Here is a 20,519-nt window from a genome sequence, read left to right as displayed (position 1 = left end):
TAAAATGCAAAAAGTTATTTTAGGTTTAATGTTGATTTTAAATGTCAGTTGCAGTTTAGATCCAACGCCTGTAGATAAGGCTACAAAAGATGCCAAACATGCCGTGGTATTTGATATAGATGGCACACTAACCCCTAATAACCTCAGCATCTATACCGCTCGTTGCGATGCGGCTCAGGTGGTAAGTCAATACGCGGGTAGAGGATACAAAATAATTTATTTAAGCGCCCGAAACAGGTACTTTCAATTTAATATACCTGCCTTTTTGCGCGACAACGGCTTCCCAAAAGGCAGCATTCATGTACCACAGTCAGGCGCTGATAGAGATGATTTTGCTGCATTTAAACTTTCGATTCTGAAACGCTATGTTAATAACGGTTGGAAACTTTCTGCAGCGTACGGTGATTCTACAACCGATTTTAATGCCTATATTGATGCAGGTATAAATAAAAACAACATCTATGGACTTAAACGAGCAGGCGAAAAGCACTGCGAAACAGGACAATGGACACGATGTTTGGATTCTTGGTCGACGCTTTTAAATTCTAGGGTTTTGCAAAAGAGACTCAAAACCAATGTTTCAAAAATTGAAGATTGCAACACACCACAATACTAATGCAACAATCATGCTTATCATAACCAGAGCAGAGCCCAGATCTTTGGCTAATCCTGATAATGGATGAATATCTAAACTCACTCTGTCTACGACAACTTCAATAGCAGTATTTATGATTTCCATTAACAACACAAATATAACTGATAAAATTAACCCGAATTGCATTATGATATTTTCGGTAACATAAAAACTACTGGGAATGGCAATTAACAGCAACATACTTTCTTGTCTGAAAGCAGCTTCATTCTTCATCAGCCATTGTATTGCTCGCAACGAATTTAAAGTTGCCAAATAAATTCTACGTATTCCTTTAGGTTTGTTGTCGCGGTCAAATATCATTTGGTTTCCTCATTGGTTTGGATCCCATAGCCCTGTTTAAATGCAATACGGCTATCGCCTTTGCACTTTGCGATTAAATCGTTATGCTTCTGATACAATTTGCTTTGAACTGACAATACTCCTAACAACGTATCAAAAAAGTTATCGTGAGAAGCAATTAGTTGTGCTTGATTTTGCAAACAATCCAATGAGAAACTCGAGTTTTCCGGATCTTGCCAAAAAAGCAGTGGAACATGTGTTTGCTCAGCAGGAGCAAACGCGTAGGGCAATCCATGCAAATATACACCTTTTTCGCCCAAAGACTCTCCGTGATCCGACACATATAGCATGGTCGATTGACTACCAGTACTTTCATCTAGTTGCAGCAATCTAGATATAACTTGGCTCACCACAAAATCAGTATAACTAATGGTATTGTCATAGGAATTAACCAACTCTTCATTGGTACAATTTTGTATATCACTGCGTGGACAATCCGGTTCGAAAATTCGCTTGTTAGTTGGGTATCTTCGGTAATACGTTGGTCCATGCGATCCCATCATATGCATAACAATTAACGTATCTTTATGGGTAATATTTTTTAGTTTTTTATCAAGTTCAGTTAACAAAATTTCATCTAAACAGTATTCACCGTCGCAATACTTACTTTGAGAGTCCGGACTTATTTCAATATGACTAATGCGGTTACAAACTCCTTTGCAACTACCGTTGTTATTGTCTATCCACAAGACATCAACTCCTGCCAAATGTGCTACATCTAAGGCATTCTGCTGAGAATTAGCAATTTGTTTATCGTATTCACTTTTCGATAATCTAGAAAACATGCAAGGAACAGATACGGCAGTTGCAGTGCCGCAGGATGAAATGTTTAAAAACGAAACTATCTCCAGATCTTTAGTAAAACGATTCGTATCCTTTTCATATCCATTTAAAGAAAAGTTTTGCGCACGTGCTGTTTCGCCCAAAAGCACAACCGTAACTCTAGGGTTCCCATTTGACGATTTTAGAAATGGTGTACTATCTAATTCCAAAAACTCTCTAGGAGGCGAAAAAAAGTGCCTTGTGGCATATTTGTAGCTCGCATCAAAAAGTTTAAAAGGAGTGATGTAATGTACTAAATCCCTATTGTTCCTACCGACAGACGCGTAATTTGCGAAATATGAGAAGCCAATCAAACCAACAATAATAATGCAAAGCCCAATTACTTTACTCCTATTAATACAAGCTGTCAGGATGGACTGTTTTTTGATTTTCGCAAGGGCAATAAACAACGCAGGTACGACACCAAACATTAATATAAACACGATGGCAGTAAGGTTTACATAGGAAAAAGCTTCTGCGCTATCGCTTTCGACAACATTTTGAACCATTGCAAAATCAAATACAGTGCCATAATTCAATGTGGCATAGGCAATAATCGAAGATATCACTACCATCGCAATCAACACAGGTTTTAGAAAACCACCAATCGCAATCATTGACTGAATAATATTGAATACACAAATAAATAATACCGGTACGCTTATCAAAAATAAGACGTTGTAGTCAGCAGAATTTACTATAGCGGAGAAAGTTTTTGCTAAAAAAGGATAGTTAAGAATCAACACCAAATAACAGGAAACGGCCAAAATCAATTTATTTGATGAAATTTGGCGAAAGTTTGAAACGATATTTTGCTTTTGTAGAGAGGCAGACATAACATTCGACTAACGATTACTGATAGTTGAATGTTAATAATCATCCCTTAAGATTGCCTGATTGCTGACTGATTAAAAACTAAAGTTTTGCTGAATTAACTTCAGAATTTGTAAACTCAATTGCATGCTTTTTTCATTCACTTTCTAATGTATACCACTGTTTATCGTAAGCCTTGCTACCAAACAGAGCGTGACCTAATGCTTGTTTTCCCAAAACCTCATTACTCTGGCTTGATGAAAGTGTTTGTGTTCGATGATCGTATGTAAAATACATTGGCGTTTTATGGGGCTGTAAGATAGCCACTTGATTATTTACCATATAAGCAAAGTTCTTATCGAATTGCATCATTGCTCGTTCGGACTGATTCTGTTTGTTTAAATCGAAACCGAGCATTGGATGTTTTCCTTCAATCCCCATCAAAGATAAAAGTGTAGGAGCCATGTCTATTTGACTCACTATTCGGTTATCCTGCCTGGTCGGAATATCTTTACCTAAAATGACGCCTGGTATATGAAACGATTTGATCGGAACCAATTCAGGCCCATACACTCTTGCATCATGATCTGCTATAACCAAAAATATGGTGTCATCCCAATAATTAGATTGTTTCGCCGTTTTAATGAAATTCCCAAGCGCATAGTCGGCAAATCGAATCGCTCGGTCGCGAGCATCTTCTCCTTCTATTACTGGCACTTTGTTATCTGGAATATCGAAAGGGTCATGATTGCTTGAAGTAAAAACCAAACTAAAAAATGGTTTACCAGAATCACTAAGCTGCGTTAACTCTCTATGAGCTTGATTAAACAGACTTTCGTCGCATGCTCCCCAAGAAGCAACAAATCCAGGATCTTGAATATCATCAAAATCTACAATGTCGGTAAAGCCATTACCTAGAAAAAAGCTTTTCATATTATCAAAATGGCTTTCTCCACCGTAGATGAATTGTGTTACATACCCTTTGCGTTTTAACAGCTCCGCGATCGTAAAAAAATTACGTTGCGACTTATCAAGTTTAACAACAGAGCGGGCAGGTGTTGGGGTAAAACCAGTAAGAATAGCTTCTATACCACGCACTGATCGGGTACCCGTAGCATATAATTGATTAAATGCCCAACCTTCCTGCATTAACTCATCAATATTGGGGGTTATTTTTTTTCCTCCCAAATGACTTACGAAACGTGCACCCAAACTTTCTTCAAGGATAATGACTAAATTCTTTGGCATGTTGTTATAACTGTGCTCAGGAACTTGCCTATGTAAAGTTGGTAACGCGCTAGAATTGAAATCAGCAGAATCGAGCTCACTACTACTGCGCACAATATTGATCACCTCTTCATCACTCAATTTTCCGTAAACATTTGCCGCATGCTTCTCACCTCCCAATTGTTTGAAAGCAAAAGCAACACTATATAGCGAATTTAAAGTCAATGAATTGATCAAAGGATCAGTAGAAAAATAAACCACAGAAGGATTAAGAGGTCGGTGGCCAAGGGTGCCTCTAGCCAACCCAAATAAACTAATCACAATTATGCATATACTTATTGCCACGGAGACGAGCGTTACGACTTTTGATTCAAACCTGATCAATTGACGTCGCTGTCTAATATCCTTCTGACGAGAAAAGACAAAATTGGATAAGATTAGTCGGTATAAAAATACGCATACAATTAACGATATTATTGTTAAAACTAGCGCAAATGTATGGCCTTGTACCAGCATACTGAAGACTTCTTTAGGATATATGAGATATTCTATAAAAAGTCGATTGGGACGAAGATCGTATTCCTGGATAAATGTGGGAGTCGCCAGCTCAAAAAAAGTTAAAATAAGTAAGCAAAGTAAAAACCAAAAACGTAAGACCTTCAGCCATATAGCATAATATTTGCTACAACATAGCAGCGGATGAATCAGCGCCGGAATGATGAGTAAATATGCCAACGTACTTAAATCAATTCGCAAACCATTCAATAAAATGGTTAACACTGTCTCAATCGATTCAACTCTGTGTAATTGCCAAATCATCAGCCCAACTCTGCACAAGAATAAAATCAAAAGTGCCAAAAAGATAAACTTGATTAGTGGTTTAAGAATTTGAAAAATTTGAATAGAGACTTGCATACTTCGCTCTGCCTACGAAAAGAGATAGCGAAGATAAAAAATGAAACTTAAGATTACCTTAATAATTTATGAAATTTGGCCCAAGAACATCGGTTTATGCTTTAATTCAGTATTCCTTAAGCTAACCTTAAGTTAACTAATTAATAATCAAAATTGAGAAAATTACCACTGAGTTAACATGAAAATATTATTAGTTGAAGATTCTATCTCACTTCGTCGAAGTCTAACTATCGGTCTTCAAAACTTGGGGTTCACTGTGGACGATACGGATGATGGATCCGAAGGCTTGAGTATGGCACTTACCGGTAATTATGATGTCATTATATTAGATATTATGTTGCCTAGCGTAGACGGGTTAACACTTTTAAAAACGCTGCGTCACAGCCACAACGATGTTCGCGTATTGCTGCTGTCAGCAAAAAGTCAGCCTGAAGATAGAGTAAAAGGATTACTGACTGGGGCTGACGACTATCTAACCAAACCATTTTCGTTTGATGAGTTACATGCAAGACTTCTTTCATTGTTACGACGTGGCTCTTTGCGTAAGAATTGTGACCAAATTGATCTTGCAGGTCTAACTTTAGACCTACAATTAAAGACACTTAGGTATGGCAAAACGTTGATTGATTTAACGCCTAATGAGTACCGTATTGTAGAGTGTATGTTTTCAAACCAGAATACAGTTGTTACTCCTGAGAAGCTCAGTGAACATATCGCTGGGCAATACGATGCTATTTCTAAAAATTCTATTGAGGCGCACCTGTCTTCAGCGCGCAAAAAAGCGAAAGTAGCCGGGGCTACTCTGCCCATACAAACCAAACGCGGATTTGGTTATATGGTAGTTGAATGACTAGTTTTTCTATCCGTAAACGGCTTGTACGCTCGTTATCTATTTCGCTGACATTAGTAATGATGGTGATTTTATTGGCCACTGATGTGGCTGTAGATACGTGGATTCATGCTGAGTTTGACAGAGCAATGCGTACCAAAGCCAATCTACTTAGTACCTTGGTTGAAGAAGACTTTGAGACCATTGAGTTTGATTTTGCGGGTGAATTTATGCCTGAATTTGAAGGAGAAACTGATCCTGAATATTATCAACTATGGCGCGACAATAAAATATTTGAACGCTCTGATACCCTAGATCTTTTTGCGATGAAATCACTACCATTAGTAGAGTTAAAGGTGGGCAAAGAATTAATTAACGATATAACCTTACCAGATGGACGTTCAGGACGTATTATTTATATACATTTTATGCCACAAGTTGATTCTGATGATAGAGATGTATATCTAGCGAAAATGAAACAATCTGGGAAGAAACAAAAGTCTATGACAATAGCCTATGCTATGTCTTCAGAAAAGCTAAATTTTATTGCTTGGTTAATTGATATTAGTTTTCTGGTCGCTGCAATTTTGGTGGCGATTATGGTTGGCTTTTTAGTTAAGAGAACCGTCAATAAGGGATTCAAACCACTTGAAGAGTTTACACAGAATATAAAGCAAGTAAGTTTAGCAAATAAAGAAACTGAACTTAGTTTGAGTGTAGAAATAGAAGAGCTTGTGCCTATACAGCACAGTATAAATAGCTTTATAGTTGAAAACCGTGCACTTTACATAAAAGAACAACGACTTACCTCTGACATCGCTCACGAATTAAAGACACCAATTGCTGAATTGATTAACCTGACTGAAGTATCCATAAAATTCCCCAATGATCCCACTTTAAATAGTAGTTATAAACCCGAAGTTCTAGAGATAAGTAAGCGTCTTCAGGCCGTTGTTGATAACATTTTAATGTTTCATCGATATACCAATGAACATTTTGAAAAGCATGATGTATTTAACGTCGAGCAAGTTATTCGCAGAATGGTAGAAAAAAGTAATCGTGATATCGAAATAATAATAGACGATGGCCTCGAACCAGTTAATTGTAATTTGTTTGCTTTTGAGTCCATATTCCAAAACCTAATAAACAATGCACAAAGCTACAGTCCAGAAAATTCAAAAATCACGATTCGTTTAAGTTTATACGCAAATAACGAACTTCAAATCTCGATTAGCAATCAGTGTGAACCAGTATTATCGCAATCAGATTTAGACTACATTTTCGACCCTTTGTGGCAAAAAGACTGCGCGAGAACGAGTACTGAAAATTATGGTCTTGGATTAGCAATAGTAAAAACTTTTTGTAATGCCTTAGGCGGTAAAATAACCGCACGTGTTACTGACGATGAAGTTACTTTTATGGTGACAATACCAGTATAATTTCAGTTGGAGTTAAGCCAACTATCAGCCAACCATAAGCATTTCTTAAGATCAATTTTATATAGTATGAGCCAACTTATCAGGTGTTGTATATGGCGCATACTTTTCGAATTTTTAAGCAAGCCTTCTTGCTAGTGACAACCTTATCTTCTAGTCAACTGGTATGGGCTACTGAGAGCTGTGATCAAGCCGAAAAAATTACTTTTGTGGTAAATGATATTTTCGATTTGACTGAACAGGATACTCTGTTTTTTCATCGTTGGGCTAACCTGCTACACATTATAAGCAAGAAATCTGCACTGCAAAATGAGATAGCTTTTTTCATTGATAAATGTGAGATTAGCGATGATGATTTATTGGAATTAGAAAGGTATTTGCGCTCTAGAAAATATCTTCGTGATGCACAAGTTACTAGAGACGAACAAGACAATATAAAAGTCGAAACTTGGGATAATTGGTCATTAATGCCCACCGCTGATTTTGGTCGTAAAGGGGGGGTTAATAAGTACTCAGTCGGCATTCAAGATCGAAACTTGTTGGGTTTGGGCATTGATGCTGAATTTGAATATTTTAGTGATGAACAACGAACAGGATACAAATTAGATACGCAGATACCCCTTTTTATGAAAAACAATATGAACGCTAATTTGCGATTCTCCAGTAACGACGATGGGCAATCTCAAGCAGTGTTTCTTAATAAAGAATTTGCCGGGTTTGGCACCGCATATGCGTTTAATGTGGGTTTTGATAATTTCCAGCAAACCGACACGCTATTCCAAAATGGATTAGATAGTGCACGCTTTCAACATCAAAAAAATTCATACTTAGCGCATGGACAGTGGCTTGTTCAAAACAATGCTTCAGAAACGCTGCGAATGGGGATGGGATATGCCAATGAAAAACATGACTTTACTACCCTGCCTAATACGTCACCAGACCTTCAAGCTTATATGCCATTTAATCGGCAATTTACTTATCCATTTATATCCCTTGAGTATTTAACAAAAGACTACCGAAAACTAACCAATATTAATCTTATCAATCATATAGAAGATTTTAATCTCGGCTGGCATATATCCGGCCATCTAGGTTCAGACGTAAGCAATCGAGACAACGCAGCTAGCGCGATCTGGCGTTCACAGCTGAGTAAAGGACTCGATGTCTCATCTGATGCATTCATTTACATGACGGCGCAATTCGATGGGGAATGGTATAACACCGAAAATCAAGCAGACAGAATGCGTTTAGCACTATCAACTGAATATTTTCATAAACTCAATGATGATTGGGGTGCTTACGTTAAAAATCTAGTTACATTGAGTAAAAATCAGTTTTTAGATGCACCAATTGTTTTGGGGGGTGAAAATGGTGTTAGGGGCTTCCCATTGCAATATCAACATGGTCAGCACAACGCAGCACTGAGCCTCGAAGCCCGTTATTACCCACATATCAATATTTATAAATTAATTGAGGTCGGCGCTGCGGCATTTATTGATGTCGGTAAATCATTTGGCAGCAGTGAACTGCGCAATTTTGATAATTCAACTCTGGCATCTTTTGGATTAGGTGCACGTTTTTATTCCACCCACTCCAGTGATGCGCAAGTGATCCATGTAGATATTATCAAGCCCGTGTCGAACGATAAAAATGTTAACGGCGTCGAATTTCGCATTACGGCCAAACATGCTTTTTAGGCATACCAATATTAGGAAAACTTTCACGTGAACAACATGACAATTAATCGGGTACCGCAAATCATTATTTTATATTGGATCATTAAAATAGCCGCTACTACTCTTGGTGAAACTGGTGCAGATTTATTTTCAATGACCTTGAATCTTGGTTATCACTTTACCATCCTGATTTTTATTGGATTATTTTTGGTCTGCTTACTATTTAAATTAAAACAAGCTAAATACGCACCTACGCTTTATTGGATTACATTTACTAGTTCTGCTATCGCGGGGACAGCAATGTCTGATTTTATTGACCGAACAATGGGCCTGGGCTACCTTTTGGGCTCTACATTATTGTTTATTTTGCTTATCTTCACTTTAATCGCTTGGTATCAAAAGGAAGGCTCAATCTCAGTAGAAAGAGTTAATACAAATTCTTCTGAAGTCTTTTATTGGATAGCTTTTCTTGTCGCTAATACACTTGGCACCGCTGTTGGAGATTACATGGCGGATGATTTGTCATTGGGCTTTATCATTAGTGCTGAAATTTTAGCAGGTATATTGATTTTGTGTGCAATATTACACTACGTCACTCGGTTATCAGGTCTGGTACTTTTTTGGATTGCCTTTGTGTTAACTCGCCCATTTGGTGCTACATTTGGCGACTTTCTAACCAAATCTCATTCACAAGGCGGTATTGAGCTTGGCACAACAAGCAGCGCCTCTGCTATTTTTTTAAGTATTTTAGTTTTAGCGTTAGTTTTTGAACAAGTTCGCGTAAATAAGCTAGCGCAAAGTAAATCAGAATAGCAATACAACCACTAAAGATATTGTAATTTATTTAAACTACATAGTGAAATTATTCACCCCTTAAATACAGATTAACGTCTACGTTGAAAACTTGTAGTTACAGGCAAAAAGCTAGTATTTATTCAGGTATTCTTAAGCAAAACTTAAGATTGACACTATATATTTTTTGCATTTACTTTTGAATAGTTCTCAATTGATTTGTAATGTAGACGAAGCGTTCAAGTTTCTTTGAGAATAGGAATAATCCACCTGAAAAAGTTATTCTTCACTCTAAGCTTAATACTTGCACACTTTACTAATTTGGTTTGCGCTGAAGAGCCTCTACGTTCAACAATAACTAAATTTTACGAAGTAAAACCAAGAACGTTAAGCTCAGTTACCAATGAATTTTCCTTTCACTATCAAGTTGATGAGGAAGGCATTTATTTTAGCGCGCACATACTCAATCCTGACAACCTAGCAAATCGGTCGGAAGAAAATGATAGACCCTTTGAAAATGAGCATATACGGATCTACATCGCGCCAAACAAAAACAGTGTTAATGCATACGTGTTTGCGATTAATCGACAAAACGTATTTTACGATGGCACTTACAATGCACAAACTGGTGAAAATTTGGATTGGAATGGGCGTTGGCAACATCATGTTGAAAACTCACTAGGACGCTGGACTGCAATTGGATTTATACCTTGGAATAATTTCACGTTTGCAACTCAAACACCCCGTCAAGAAATCCAGTTACTAGTATCAAAACACAGCAATAATAATCGTCGTATCCTTTCAAGTTCATCAACTCATTCAGGGTTCACTGAGTTTTTGAGCAGCTTTACAACGCTAAATATCCTAACTAGTAATAATCAGAACGTAGAGATATTTCCCTATTATTCGTTCAATCACACATTAGAAAACGATAGCAACAAACACCGAGTTGGTGGAGATTTATTCTGGCAGAGAAATCAAAGTGAAACAATTGATCTCACCATAACCCCAGATTTTGGCCAAGTTGAAGCCAATGATTTAGTGATTAATTTTTCCGCTATAGAAACATTTTTTAGTGAACAGCGTCCCTTTTTTACTCGCAATCAATCGAACTATGATGTGTCAGCCCCCGAAAATTTAATTTTAGTACATACTCCGCGAATCGGTGGCCAATCTAACATAGAAGATGTTGGAGCAAGAGATATAAATGCTGCTGGCCGATACACAAAAGCAATGAAATGGGGAACCATGTCACTTCTAGGAGCCAGTGAAAATGACGAAAAAATGCTTCAGGGACGTGATTTTTTGCTCGCTAGAGTAAAGTTTAATCATGAAGATAGTAGTTTTGGTTTGAGCAGCAATTTAGTCGAAACACCAAGTATCAATAGACGATCCATTGTGTTGGGACTGGATTACTTTGCACAGGTTTCTCCCACGCATAGTTTATCGTTGGGAATTATAAATTCTAACATTCGCGGTGCGAATGAAAGCAGTGATGTTGGTCTATGGCTTGAAAGCAATGCAGAGGTCAATGAAACCCATATCCATAGTATTTCTGCTTTTGTTTATGGAGAACATCTTGATATTAGTGATGTAGGTTATGTGCAACGGATTAATAGAAAACAATTCGAATATGAGTACACTTATTTAGTAAATGATATGAATGAAATTCCTCTTGAGGAAATTGCTTTTAATACCGAAGTAGAAGTAAAAACCAACTTTAAAAATGAAAAGCTTCCATTGGTTTGGGGATTATCAACTGAAATGACCACCACAAAAGACGATCTTTTTGAGTTTGGTATTGAATTGTTTACGTTTGGAAAAGATGACACGCTTACTCGTGGTTTTAACTCAACTAATATAGATATGGGCTGGTTATTGGAAGGCGTTTACGAGTCACGAGAGTTACCATTTGGACAAATAGCACTGGAAGCTATCTATGGTTCAGAAAATTGGTCAGGTCGTTTTTCCGAACTTATGATGAGCTTTAATACGGAGATAGCGACAGATATATTTGGAGAATTTGTGTTTGAAAAATATCATTCACAAAGTTGGTTAAAATGGGAAGCGGAGAACCAAGTAAATGAATATATACTCGATGAGCTCACGTTAGATGTAAGATTTGATTACAAATTTTCAGAAAAACATGAATTGCGACTTAGATTGGAATTAATTGCAGGAAAAGCCCAAGGAAAACAGGCCTATCAAATACAAACTAACGGTACTAGAAAAGAAACCGAACGAACGGATGATTTTTCGTTTTCAGAAGCTGCATTTCAATTTCGATACAAGTATTCCTTGTCACAGCTAACTGCCGTTTATCTGAGTTATACATTTGGTGGCGAATTTGAAAATGAGAAATCGACGTTATCACACCGTACACTTATTTCAGACGCAATTTCAGCAAAAAATGAACACAATCTATTTTTTAAAATCAGGTGGGAAATGTGAGAGTTTTCTGTAGTAATTCTACACATATCCTACAGTTCCAAAGAGCAATTTCAATACATTGAGTTTCCGCATGAAAAGCAGCAACTTTTAGCAAGGAAAATAAACGTATCTTCCTTGCTAAGTCTTTTTCAAATAAGTGACCTAAAAGTTACAAATTCTCTTCTGCAAATTCAGCCAATCGGCTTCGAACGACACCGTCTAGATTGATGGTTGCACTGCCTGAAAAGTTTTTGAATTTCTCAACTAAATAGGTTAAACCTGACGTGACGGCAGACAGATAATTGCTGTCAATCTGCGCTAAGTTTCCGCCGCAAATTAATTTAGTACCTTCTCCACAACGAGTAATAATCGTTTTAAGTTGAGATGCTGTTAAATTCTGGGATTCATCCAAAATCACGATGGCGTTTTGAATACTACGTCCACGCATAAAGTTCACCGATTTGAACTGAATATTGGCTTTTTCCATGATGTAATTCATTGAGCCTTTAACGTTCTCATCATTTTTATGCGGCACTTCTAATGAATCGGTAATTGCCGCCAACCAAGGTGCCATTTTTTCTTCTGTTTTTCTAAGATCTATACCAAAGTTGTCAAAAAGTTATATTAGTAATTTAGGAGAGTTCATTGTTCTCCTTATTTATTACTGATGTGAAGAAAAGTAACTAGCTGAACGCCCAAAGTTTGAACCTTTGCACCATCTAAAATAACATTAACCCAGTATTCGAACAGCACACTTTCATCCTCTAAACACAGTTTGATTTTTGATTCTCATTTTTATTTTTTGCTTCTAAGTTAATTAGCAATTAAAGATGCTAACAAAAAATGGACGATGCCCATTCAAAACTAGCGTCAGGCGATGAGTCGTTTTATTATCGAGTTCGAGGAACACCTCGAAAAGCAAATTAACTAAATGCCAGTAACACCGAATCTGTTACAGGGTCAATTTGAATCACCAAAAATGCACCAATTATCATCAACTTAATTTAATAACTCACTAGCAATTCTTTTTTAAATTCAATACCTTAGTTGTTCTGTTCTCGTTTACCCTATATAAATAGCTAAAATTATTATTGGTCGCAGTATAAAAACCTTTAAATTAAACTTGATGTGCATTAACATTCATCATTTGATTATTACGTTAAATTAACTTGCGATTGAATAATTTACCATTTAGAACATTTGTTGTTGCACTTTTAGTGGCTTTTATAAGTCAATCTTTTGCTGCTCCAATGCACTGTGCGACAGATGTTTCTGACAATGGTCATAAATCACATAAAAGTCTAATGAAACATAATATGCATGCTGATGATAATATGTCTCATCATCAGGAATCTAAAAAAACGAGTTGTTGTAGTAATGGCTGTTCATGTGCTGCCAATGTTTGTTCTTCATTATCTTCCGTTCCAAATTACAATATTTTCCGCTTACCTATTGCTAATCAACATAAAATTAGTCAACTTTTTGCTGCGCTAATCAAACCTGATATGGCATCGCTTTTTAAACCCCCAATATTTCCCTAGCCTAGGATCAGTGCGTCTAAAAATTGCTTTCTTAAGCAATTGATACCAGCACGACAATCTATCTTCTTTATATAAATTTAAAGACAAAAATATTTCATTGACTATGCCCGATGAAATAAGAGGCAAATTAAATATCACAATGAAAACTGCTGGCGTGCGCGCGCAATCTATCACACATGGTTCACCTAAGGTGGCGCAGAACAAATTTTTATACGGGAATTTTATATATGAATAATTCAATGGCAATGCTCAAAACCAGTCGTAAATATCACAAATGGCTGATGCTGTTTTTAGGCGTGCAGTTTGTAATTTGGTCCATTACAGGAGCCTATATGGTTTTTTTCGATATCGACTATATCCATGGCGACAGCCTAGTAACCAATCATCAAACCAAAATATCACCAGATGAGATTCAATATTCGCTAAAAGATTTACTCAATGATTACCCACACGCTGAACAAATTAGTATGGGAACGTTCATCGAGGAAAATGTTTATCGCTTTGTAATTGAGGATATGTCTTACTTGTTGAGTGCCACAAATGGCCAACTTTTATCACCTTTAAATCAGGAAATGGCGGCCGCTGCTGCAAAACTATATTATAGTGGGGATGGACAGATTCAAGACCTTGAATTAATTATAGAAAATCCACCTTTTGAATTAAGTACTCGGTCATTGCCAGCTTGGCGAGTGAACTTCGACAATTTTGGTTCCCCCTCTATTTATGTATCTGCACAAACTGGTCAATTAGTCGGAAAACGCCATGAGTTTTGGCGACTATTTGATTGGATGTTTCGCTTCCATATTATGGATTACGGTGATGCCGAAGAAATCGATAACTTACTACTTTTCTGGACAACCATATTCAGTATTATTGCTTGTATTTTGGGTTTAGTTTTGACCTATTTCAGAGTCTTTAAAAAGAATAGTGATCTCAAAGTAACAGCACATGAATCTGCAACACCTGATAAAGGAGTTAACTTATGATGCCCTGGATAAGAAAAATACATAAATGGGCATCAGTTGTCGTTGGTATACAATTTTTATTATGGCTAAGTAGCGGTATCTATTTTAATTTAATGGATCATCAAAAAGCCGCAGGGAATACATACCGTTCACATTCGAAAATCGAAGTTAAAGTTGCCCCTCAAGAGCTACTAGAACCATCAATTGTATTATCTGACTTTCCGCCCAGCGTGGAATTAACGACGACGAGTTTACTCTCTAAACCAATTTATCAGCTAACACATAAAAAAGGCTTGTACGCTAACTTTGAAAATAGCTACACACTTGTTGATGCCTATACAGGACGTCAAATATTGATTGATGAAGATATGGCCAACGCTCTGGCAAAAGAATCATACAGCGGGCCTGGTACAATTCGTTCAACGACGTTGTTGCACGGATTAATCGATGATTTCCCAAAACAAAAAAATCCAGCTTGGCAGGTCGATTTTGATGATGAAGTCCAGACCAGCGTTTATATAGAAAGTGGCTCAGGTCGTATTGTTGGACATAGTGATGAAGACAAACGCTTGGCAGACATCTTTTTTATGTTGCACTTTATGGATTATACCAACGAAGGCAGTTTTAACAGTGTGCAGATGATCCTCTTTGCATTTGTGACCTTATGGCTGTCGCTAAGTGGTTTCATCTGGACCATCGATTTAGGGTTTCGCGGACAATACCAGCTTAGTTGGTTTGCGAAAAAGCGAAAAGTAAAACTCTTCGATAGGGATCGTAAGAGTATGGGCACCCTATCATTCTCTACGCATGTTAACTTACTCGATGGTTTGGTTGAACACAACATTATTTTGCCTTCAACTTGTGGTGGTGGTGGCACTTGTGGACGCTGTAAGGTAATGATTAACCCAGCGGTCAAGTCTTCTTCCGCAGATGAGCTTCATTTTACAAAAAAAGAATTAGCCGAAGGATTTCGTTTGGCGTGTCAGCATTTTAGTAATGATATTGATCATATGACACTTATGGACGTCACAAACGCACAAAAACACACTATGGAATTAACCGAAACACGTTTTATTAGTCCATTTATCAAGGAGCTTAAATTCAAAACCAAAGGACGGGATAGTATTGTATTTAAAGCTGGGGCTTTTATGCGATTTTTTATCCCTGCCGCCAAAAGCCATTCTATTCCGGTTAATATACCTGAAGCGTTCAAACCAGATTGGCAACATGTAGAGGAGCGAGTTTTTGAGCACGATGCCTGCACTAGAAGTTATTCATGTGCCATGTCTTGTGCAACAACAGATGAACTAGTATTTACAATTAAGTTTCAGCCCGCTCCTAACGATAGCGTACTTCCCGGAATTGCATCCCATTACCTGTGTAACCTCCAGCCTGGAGAAACCGTGGAAGCACTCGGCCCTTTTGAGGAATTTTTTGTTAAGCAAAGAAGTGAAAAAACAATGGTTTTAATTGGTGCAGGATCTGGGATGGCACCGTTACGAGCAATAATAGATGAACAAATAGGAATATCGTTGCAATCATTTGCATCCAATCGAGAAATTTACTTTTTTTATGGTGCTCGGAACGAAAATGACTTGATTTACGCCGATGATTTTTATTTCTTGGCAGAGCAAAATGAACTTTTTCATTACTTTCCAGTTTTGTCCAAACCAGATAATAATTGGTTAGGCGCCGCGGGATATGTACAACATATTCTACAGCTAAACCTTGACAGTTTAGGTGATTTAAGCGAACTGGAGTTTTATGTTTGCGGCCCACAAGGATTAATGGATGAGGTTATTTCCATGTTAGAAAGAAAAGGTGTAAAAAGCGACGATATCAGATTCGACTTATTCAAGTAAGTTAATTTGGCGATCACAATTCGATTATACTTAAATGGAGGCTTTTTTGTGCTTAAGCTTCCATATTTTAATGCTGTTTTTAAACATTATTATTGGGCACACTAGTTTATTCTACTAGGCGGTAACTGGTAGTTAATTTGAATCTATCTGCTGGGTGGTAAAGCACAACGAAACTAATTGGATGCCCATTGGAATAGGTGCTACGAGTTACTTTAAGGCAGGGAATATGGTTGTCCAAGTGCAGATTATGTTTGAGAATTTTTGTTGGCATGACAGCTTCAACTGAAATTTCTGCTTCGGTAAGGGGCGCTACGGACGCTAAGTATTGATGGGCTGTTATTTTACTAAAATCTTGATGCAAAAAATCTGGCACTTTGTCAGCATTGATATAGCGTTCTTCAAGCTGAATTGGGATGTCATTTTCAAAATGAATAACGATAATTTTATAAACAATTTTAGATGGCAATGAGAATGACATTGCAATTTCATCATTAGGGACCATAGTTAATTTGCTTAGGACAGTCATCTTATGACAGTGACCTCTGGACAAAATCTCATCTGCGATATTTTTTATTTCTAACAGCGAACTTTGAGGTTGAATCGATTTAACAAATGTTCCCACGCTAGGGGTTCGCTCGAGTAAGCCTGAATCAACGACCTTGTCTACTGCCTTCCTTGCTGTCATACGACTTGCTGAAAATTGAGTCGCCAAATCCGTTTCAGAGGGTATTTTGTGCCCTTCCGACCACTTCTTCGACTCAATTTTATCTTTAATGAATTCAGCTATTAACTTATATTTGGGTTGTATCATAAGGTTCAATTATTACCACTCTATTAACTTAGTTGTTCAACCTGTTTCAAGGTGCCGCGAAAATATTACTACTCATTTTAACCTTTCATTCCCTAACATTGGTAGAGAAACTAGTTTATCCCCTCTAAATCGCCACTGAGCAGGAATTACCCTGCAGTATATACAACAAACATCCTAAAAATTATAAAATCTCCATTGATATTATTGAATATTTGAGTATTTTATAGTATACAAGAATTGCTGTATATACCGGAATGGTATTATATTAAAGTAACAATAGGTCACTAGCTGATCAAATTACCACACATAAAAAGCACGAGGAATGATCACTATGAGTAACAAAATTTTAGAGCCATCTCATATTATTACTGCCATGATTGCTGCCGGAGTGGTCATCACTCCCGCTTCAGTTTTTGCACAAGAAGTAAGTAAAGTTGAGCGAATTGAAATTACCGGCTCCAAGATAAAAAGAGCAGATATTGAATCAGCAAGTCCTGTTTCTATTATTACAGCAGCTGAAATTAGTATGTCGGGTATTTCCAATGTCGAAAACTTATTACAAGAAATGTCTTTTTCAGCCGGAGTAGCAGGAAATGCAACCAATGCGTACTGGACAAGTGGTGGGTATGGGACTGCGCAAGTTAACCTCCGAGGATTGGGCATAAAACGCACACTAGTATTATTAAATGGCCGTAGGGTTGTGGGAGGCGGCACCGGGGCCAATAGCTCAGTCGATTTAAATATGATCCCGACATCTATGATTGAGCGCATCGAAGTACTTAAGGATGGTGCATCTGCTATCTACGGCGCCGATGCAGTAGCTGGTGTAGTCAATATTATTACTAAGAAAGAATTTGATGGTGCCGAATTATCCGTCAAAGCGGGTATAACCGATGAAAAGGATGGTGAGAATCAAGACGTCAGTCTTACTCTAGGCGGGAACTTTGATCGCGGCAATGCTGTACTTAGCGTCAACTACTCAAATACATCAGCTGTGCGTCAATCCGATCGTATCGAGTGTTCAAAGTTTGGTACTGAAGATGGCACCTTTGAATGTTTTGGTAGCAGCACAACAGAAGGCGGTAGAGCGCTTTTATCCGATGGATCGCAAGTACAATTTAACCAAAATCCGGATACAGCTAATTATGGAGATGATTTTGGCCCCTACGATTCGTCAATACATAGTTTTAAATACATCCCTTACTTAAATGCAGTAAGCCCGATGGAACGCATTAACATTTCGAGTTTTGTTAATTATGAGCTCAATGATTCATTGCGATTATTTACTGAAGCTATTTACACAAAACGTAAAGGGGAGCAAATCGTCACGCCAAGAAACGGCTTTGCCGGTATAACAGTTGCCGCAGATTTCCAATATAACCCAACTGGACAAGATCTGGAATTTCAACGGCGCAGAAATACTGAATTAGGCGCACCTTTCTTCTTTCAAGAAACCGATACAATCAGGATTGTAACAGGTCTCACCGGTTTTTTGAAAAATGGTTGGGAATGGGATATTGCGTTTAACTATGGTCGTAATACTGGTACAGATGGTTGGACGTTTGATATTGATCCTGATCGTGCTGCTCAAACGTTAAATGACAGTATATGTACTTACGATAATAGTAACGGTATTCCCTGTGGCGATTGGTTTGGGGTCAATGAACTAACACCAGAAGTAATTGAATACGTGAAGTATCGTCGAGAAGGGACTGGAGGTAATGAAATGCGTACATGGACAGTTAACCTTAATGGCGACTTGGTGGAACTGCCAGCAGGTACCATGGCCTTTGCCGTTGGTGCGGAGAAACGTTCTGAAAAAGGTTGGCGAGATCCTGACTCTACAGTATTGCGTAATGGCTTGGAAGACCCTATTAGTGGTAGTTATGATGTTTCCGAAGCATTCATCGAACTTTCTGTTCCGCTTTTAGCAGATATGTCATTAGTGAAAAAGTTGACTGCTGAATTAGCCGCACGTTATTCAGATTACAGTACCGTAGGCGCTGAAACGACTTATAAGTTAGGTGTGACCTATGAAATTAATGATGAAATTATGATACGGGGCGTGCAATCTACTTCATTTAGAGCACCTGTCATTACCGAACTATTTGGCGGTACTAACGGTGAAAACTTACGCACTATAGATCCTTGTGAAAACGCCACCGGAGTGATTGCCACCAATTGTCAGGCTGCTGGCGTGCCAGCTGATTTTGTTCAGGACGGCACAACAATATTGACGTCTGTTGGCGGCAATCCGAAACTAGGAGCAGAATCTGCTGATACCACGACAATTGGTATCGTATGGCAACCTAAATTTGTTGAAGGCTTATCCACTACCTTGGATTATTTCAATATTGAAATTCAAGACGCGATTACCTCTGTGAATGGCTCAGATATGCTGAAACTTTGTTATCAAGATCCTAATGGATTTTCACAATTTTGCGATACTTTTACTCGTCATCCGGTTACCAAACAAGTTAGTGAATTAAATCAAAGACCTGTCAATGCAGCAGTAGAAAGAGTAACTGGCCTAGATTTTAATATTGAGTATCAGTTTAAATTGTTGGACTTAGATGCCCGTTCGTCTCTCGATATTACGCGTTTACTCAATCATGAAAGTACACCGTTTGAAGGACAACCAACCATAGATAAAGTAGGTTTTATCACCGAAGATCAAGGTAGTTATACTGAATGGCGAGGTAACTTGAGCTTCTCTGTTATGACTGAAAATTGGACTGGAAGTTATTCTTTGCGTTACATAGGTGGTGCTGATGATGTTAATGGTGGAGACTTTGACCCTCTTGGTAAATCTGTTGATGCAATTACCTATTCAGATATTGCGGCATCATATAGAGTCACTGATGGTCTGCTATTATCTTTGGGGATTGACAATATATTTGATAAAAAAGCACCATATCTTACCTCATGGAACGATGCCAATACCGATGTGATGACATACGATTTATTGGGCCGCAGAGGTTTTGTGAGAGCAACTTACAACTTCTAAGGAACAGTAACTATTGATCAAGTCTCGTCACTTTAAGCATAAGTGACGAGCTTTTCTATGTAAGATGTATCCAATACATAAGCATTGGTGATAAGTGGTGAAACTGAAAAGACAAAACAGCGAAAAAGGGACGTAATTTTTCATTCTAAACCAGCCCCATCTTTTGATCGCGCTTTATTCAATGGGTTATCAGCGGTCATTCGATACCTAAATCACCATAAACTGGTGGCGCTAAAAATACGATACGCTTCTCATAGTCGTTTTTTTTTTGGCAGACTAACAAACATATTTACCAAAATAAAAATTAGGTACATTCAAAGCTACATTTAAGAAGATCGAATGTTAATTTGGAAGGTGAATTATATATAGGAAACGCTCGATTCTGATGAATATCTAACT

Annotated in this window: 14 protein-coding genes and 1 pseudogene; 10 read left to right on the top strand and 5 right to left on the bottom strand. The window is 37.7% G+C overall.

The genetic code is table 11. The features are described from left to right. Window positions 1-4 precede the first annotated feature (4 nt). Window positions 5-616, top strand: a complete 612-nt coding sequence (locus tag GLIP_RS20695) for an LNS2 domain-containing protein (RefSeq protein WP_008846683.1) — start codon at window positions 5-7, stop codon at window positions 614-616. Here the strand turns inward: GLIP_RS20695 and GLIP_RS20690 are convergent. From GLIP_RS20690 to GLIP_RS20680, 3 genes are all read right to left on the bottom strand, one after another. Further along, a complete protein-coding gene (locus GLIP_RS20690; protein ID WP_008846682.1) occupies window positions 581-955 on the bottom strand; it encodes a diacylglycerol kinase in 375 nt (124 codons plus the stop codon). The genes GLIP_RS20695 and GLIP_RS20690 overlap by 36 nt on opposite strands. Next, complete coding sequence (locus GLIP_RS20685) at window positions 952-2,652, bottom strand: phosphoethanolamine transferase (RefSeq protein WP_008846681.1); 1,701 nt, start codon at window positions 2,650-2,652, stop codon at window positions 952-954. The genes GLIP_RS20690 and GLIP_RS20685 overlap by 4 nt, the downstream gene beginning before the upstream one ends. A gap of 133 nt (window positions 2,653-2,785) precedes the next feature. Beyond that, on the bottom strand, window positions 2,786-4,675 hold the full coding sequence (locus tag GLIP_RS20680; RefSeq protein ID WP_226992265.1) for an LTA synthase family protein: 1,890 nt from the start codon (window positions 4,673-4,675) through the stop codon (window positions 2,786-2,788). Window positions 4,676-4,949: 274 nt separating this feature from the next. On the opposite strand from GLIP_RS20680, the gene GLIP_RS20675 reads away from it, so the two are divergent. The 5 genes from GLIP_RS20675 to GLIP_RS20655 all read left to right on the top strand — a co-directional run bounded on the left by GLIP_RS20675 (window position 4,950) and on the right by GLIP_RS20655 (window position 11,955). Further along, complete coding sequence (locus tag GLIP_RS20675) at window positions 4,950-5,621, top strand: response regulator transcription factor (RefSeq protein WP_008846679.1); 672 nt, start codon at window positions 4,950-4,952, stop codon at window positions 5,619-5,621. Continuing rightward, window positions 5,618-7,039, top strand: a complete 1,422-nt coding sequence (locus GLIP_RS20670) for a sensor histidine kinase (RefSeq protein WP_008846678.1) — start codon at window positions 5,618-5,620, stop codon at window positions 7,037-7,039. Before GLIP_RS20675 ends, GLIP_RS20670 begins: the two co-directional genes overlap by 4 nt. 92 nt (window positions 7,040-7,131) lie before the next feature. Further along, window positions 7,132-8,733, top strand: coding sequence for a ShlB/FhaC/HecB family protein (locus GLIP_RS20665; RefSeq protein ID WP_008846677.1), 1,602 nt, complete (start codon window positions 7,132-7,134; stop codon window positions 8,731-8,733). 36 nt (window positions 8,734-8,769) lie between these two features. Continuing rightward, window positions 8,770-9,525: a COG4705 family protein gene (locus GLIP_RS20660; protein ID WP_153886402.1), complete on the top strand. Its 756-nt coding sequence runs from the start codon at window positions 8,770-8,772 to the stop codon at window positions 9,523-9,525. Between the two features lie 228 nt (window positions 9,526-9,753). After that, window positions 9,754-11,955, top strand: a complete 2,202-nt coding sequence (locus GLIP_RS20655) for a DUF5916 domain-containing protein (protein WP_153886389.1) — start codon at window positions 9,754-9,756, stop codon at window positions 11,953-11,955. 148 nt (window positions 11,956-12,103) lie between these two features. Here GLIP_RS20655 and GLIP_RS20650 read toward each other — a convergent pair. Beyond that, a pseudogene (locus GLIP_RS20650) lies at window positions 12,104-12,517 on the bottom strand (PhoH family protein); the annotation flags it as partial. 592 nt (window positions 12,518-13,109) lie between these two features. Here GLIP_RS20650 and GLIP_RS20645 point away from each other — a divergent pair. From GLIP_RS20645 to GLIP_RS20635, 3 genes are all read left to right on the top strand, one after another. Next, window positions 13,110-13,475, top strand: coding sequence for a hypothetical protein (locus GLIP_RS20645; protein WP_153886388.1), 366 nt, complete (start codon window positions 13,110-13,112; stop codon window positions 13,473-13,475). Between the two features lie 227 nt (window positions 13,476-13,702). Then, the gene (locus tag GLIP_RS20640; RefSeq protein WP_008846672.1) at window positions 13,703-14,461 is read left to right on the top strand and encodes a PepSY domain-containing protein; all 759 of its coding nucleotides are present in this window, start codon (window positions 13,703-13,705) and stop codon (window positions 14,459-14,461) included. Continuing rightward, window positions 14,458-16,302, top strand: coding sequence for a 2Fe-2S iron-sulfur cluster-binding protein (locus GLIP_RS20635; RefSeq protein ID WP_008846671.1), 1,845 nt, complete (start codon window positions 14,458-14,460; stop codon window positions 16,300-16,302). Before GLIP_RS20640 ends, GLIP_RS20635 begins: the two co-directional genes overlap by 4 nt. A 106-nt stretch (window positions 16,303-16,408) precedes the next feature. Here GLIP_RS20635 and GLIP_RS20630 read toward each other — a convergent pair whose 3' ends face one another. Next, window positions 16,409-17,113 carry a UTRA domain-containing protein gene (locus tag GLIP_RS20630; RefSeq protein WP_008846670.1) on the bottom strand — a complete coding sequence of 235 codons (705 nt, stop codon included), beginning with the start codon at window positions 17,111-17,113 and terminating at the stop codon, window positions 16,409-16,411. Between the two features lie 331 nt (window positions 17,114-17,444). Here GLIP_RS20630 and GLIP_RS20625 point away from each other — a divergent pair, with 331 nt between their 5' ends. Continuing rightward, window positions 17,445-20,120, top strand: a complete 2,676-nt coding sequence (locus GLIP_RS20625; protein ID WP_008846669.1) for a TonB-dependent receptor — start codon at window positions 17,445-17,447, stop codon at window positions 20,118-20,120. The last annotated feature ends 399 nt before the right edge of the window (window positions 20,121-20,519 follow it).

The sequence above is a fragment of the Aliiglaciecola lipolytica E3 genome (assembly GCF_000314975.1).
Lineage (GTDB): Bacteria > Pseudomonadota > Gammaproteobacteria > Enterobacterales > Alteromonadaceae > Aliiglaciecola > Aliiglaciecola lipolytica.
Note: the sequence above shows the minus strand (reverse complement) of the source record. Positions and strands in the feature narration are given on the sequence as shown.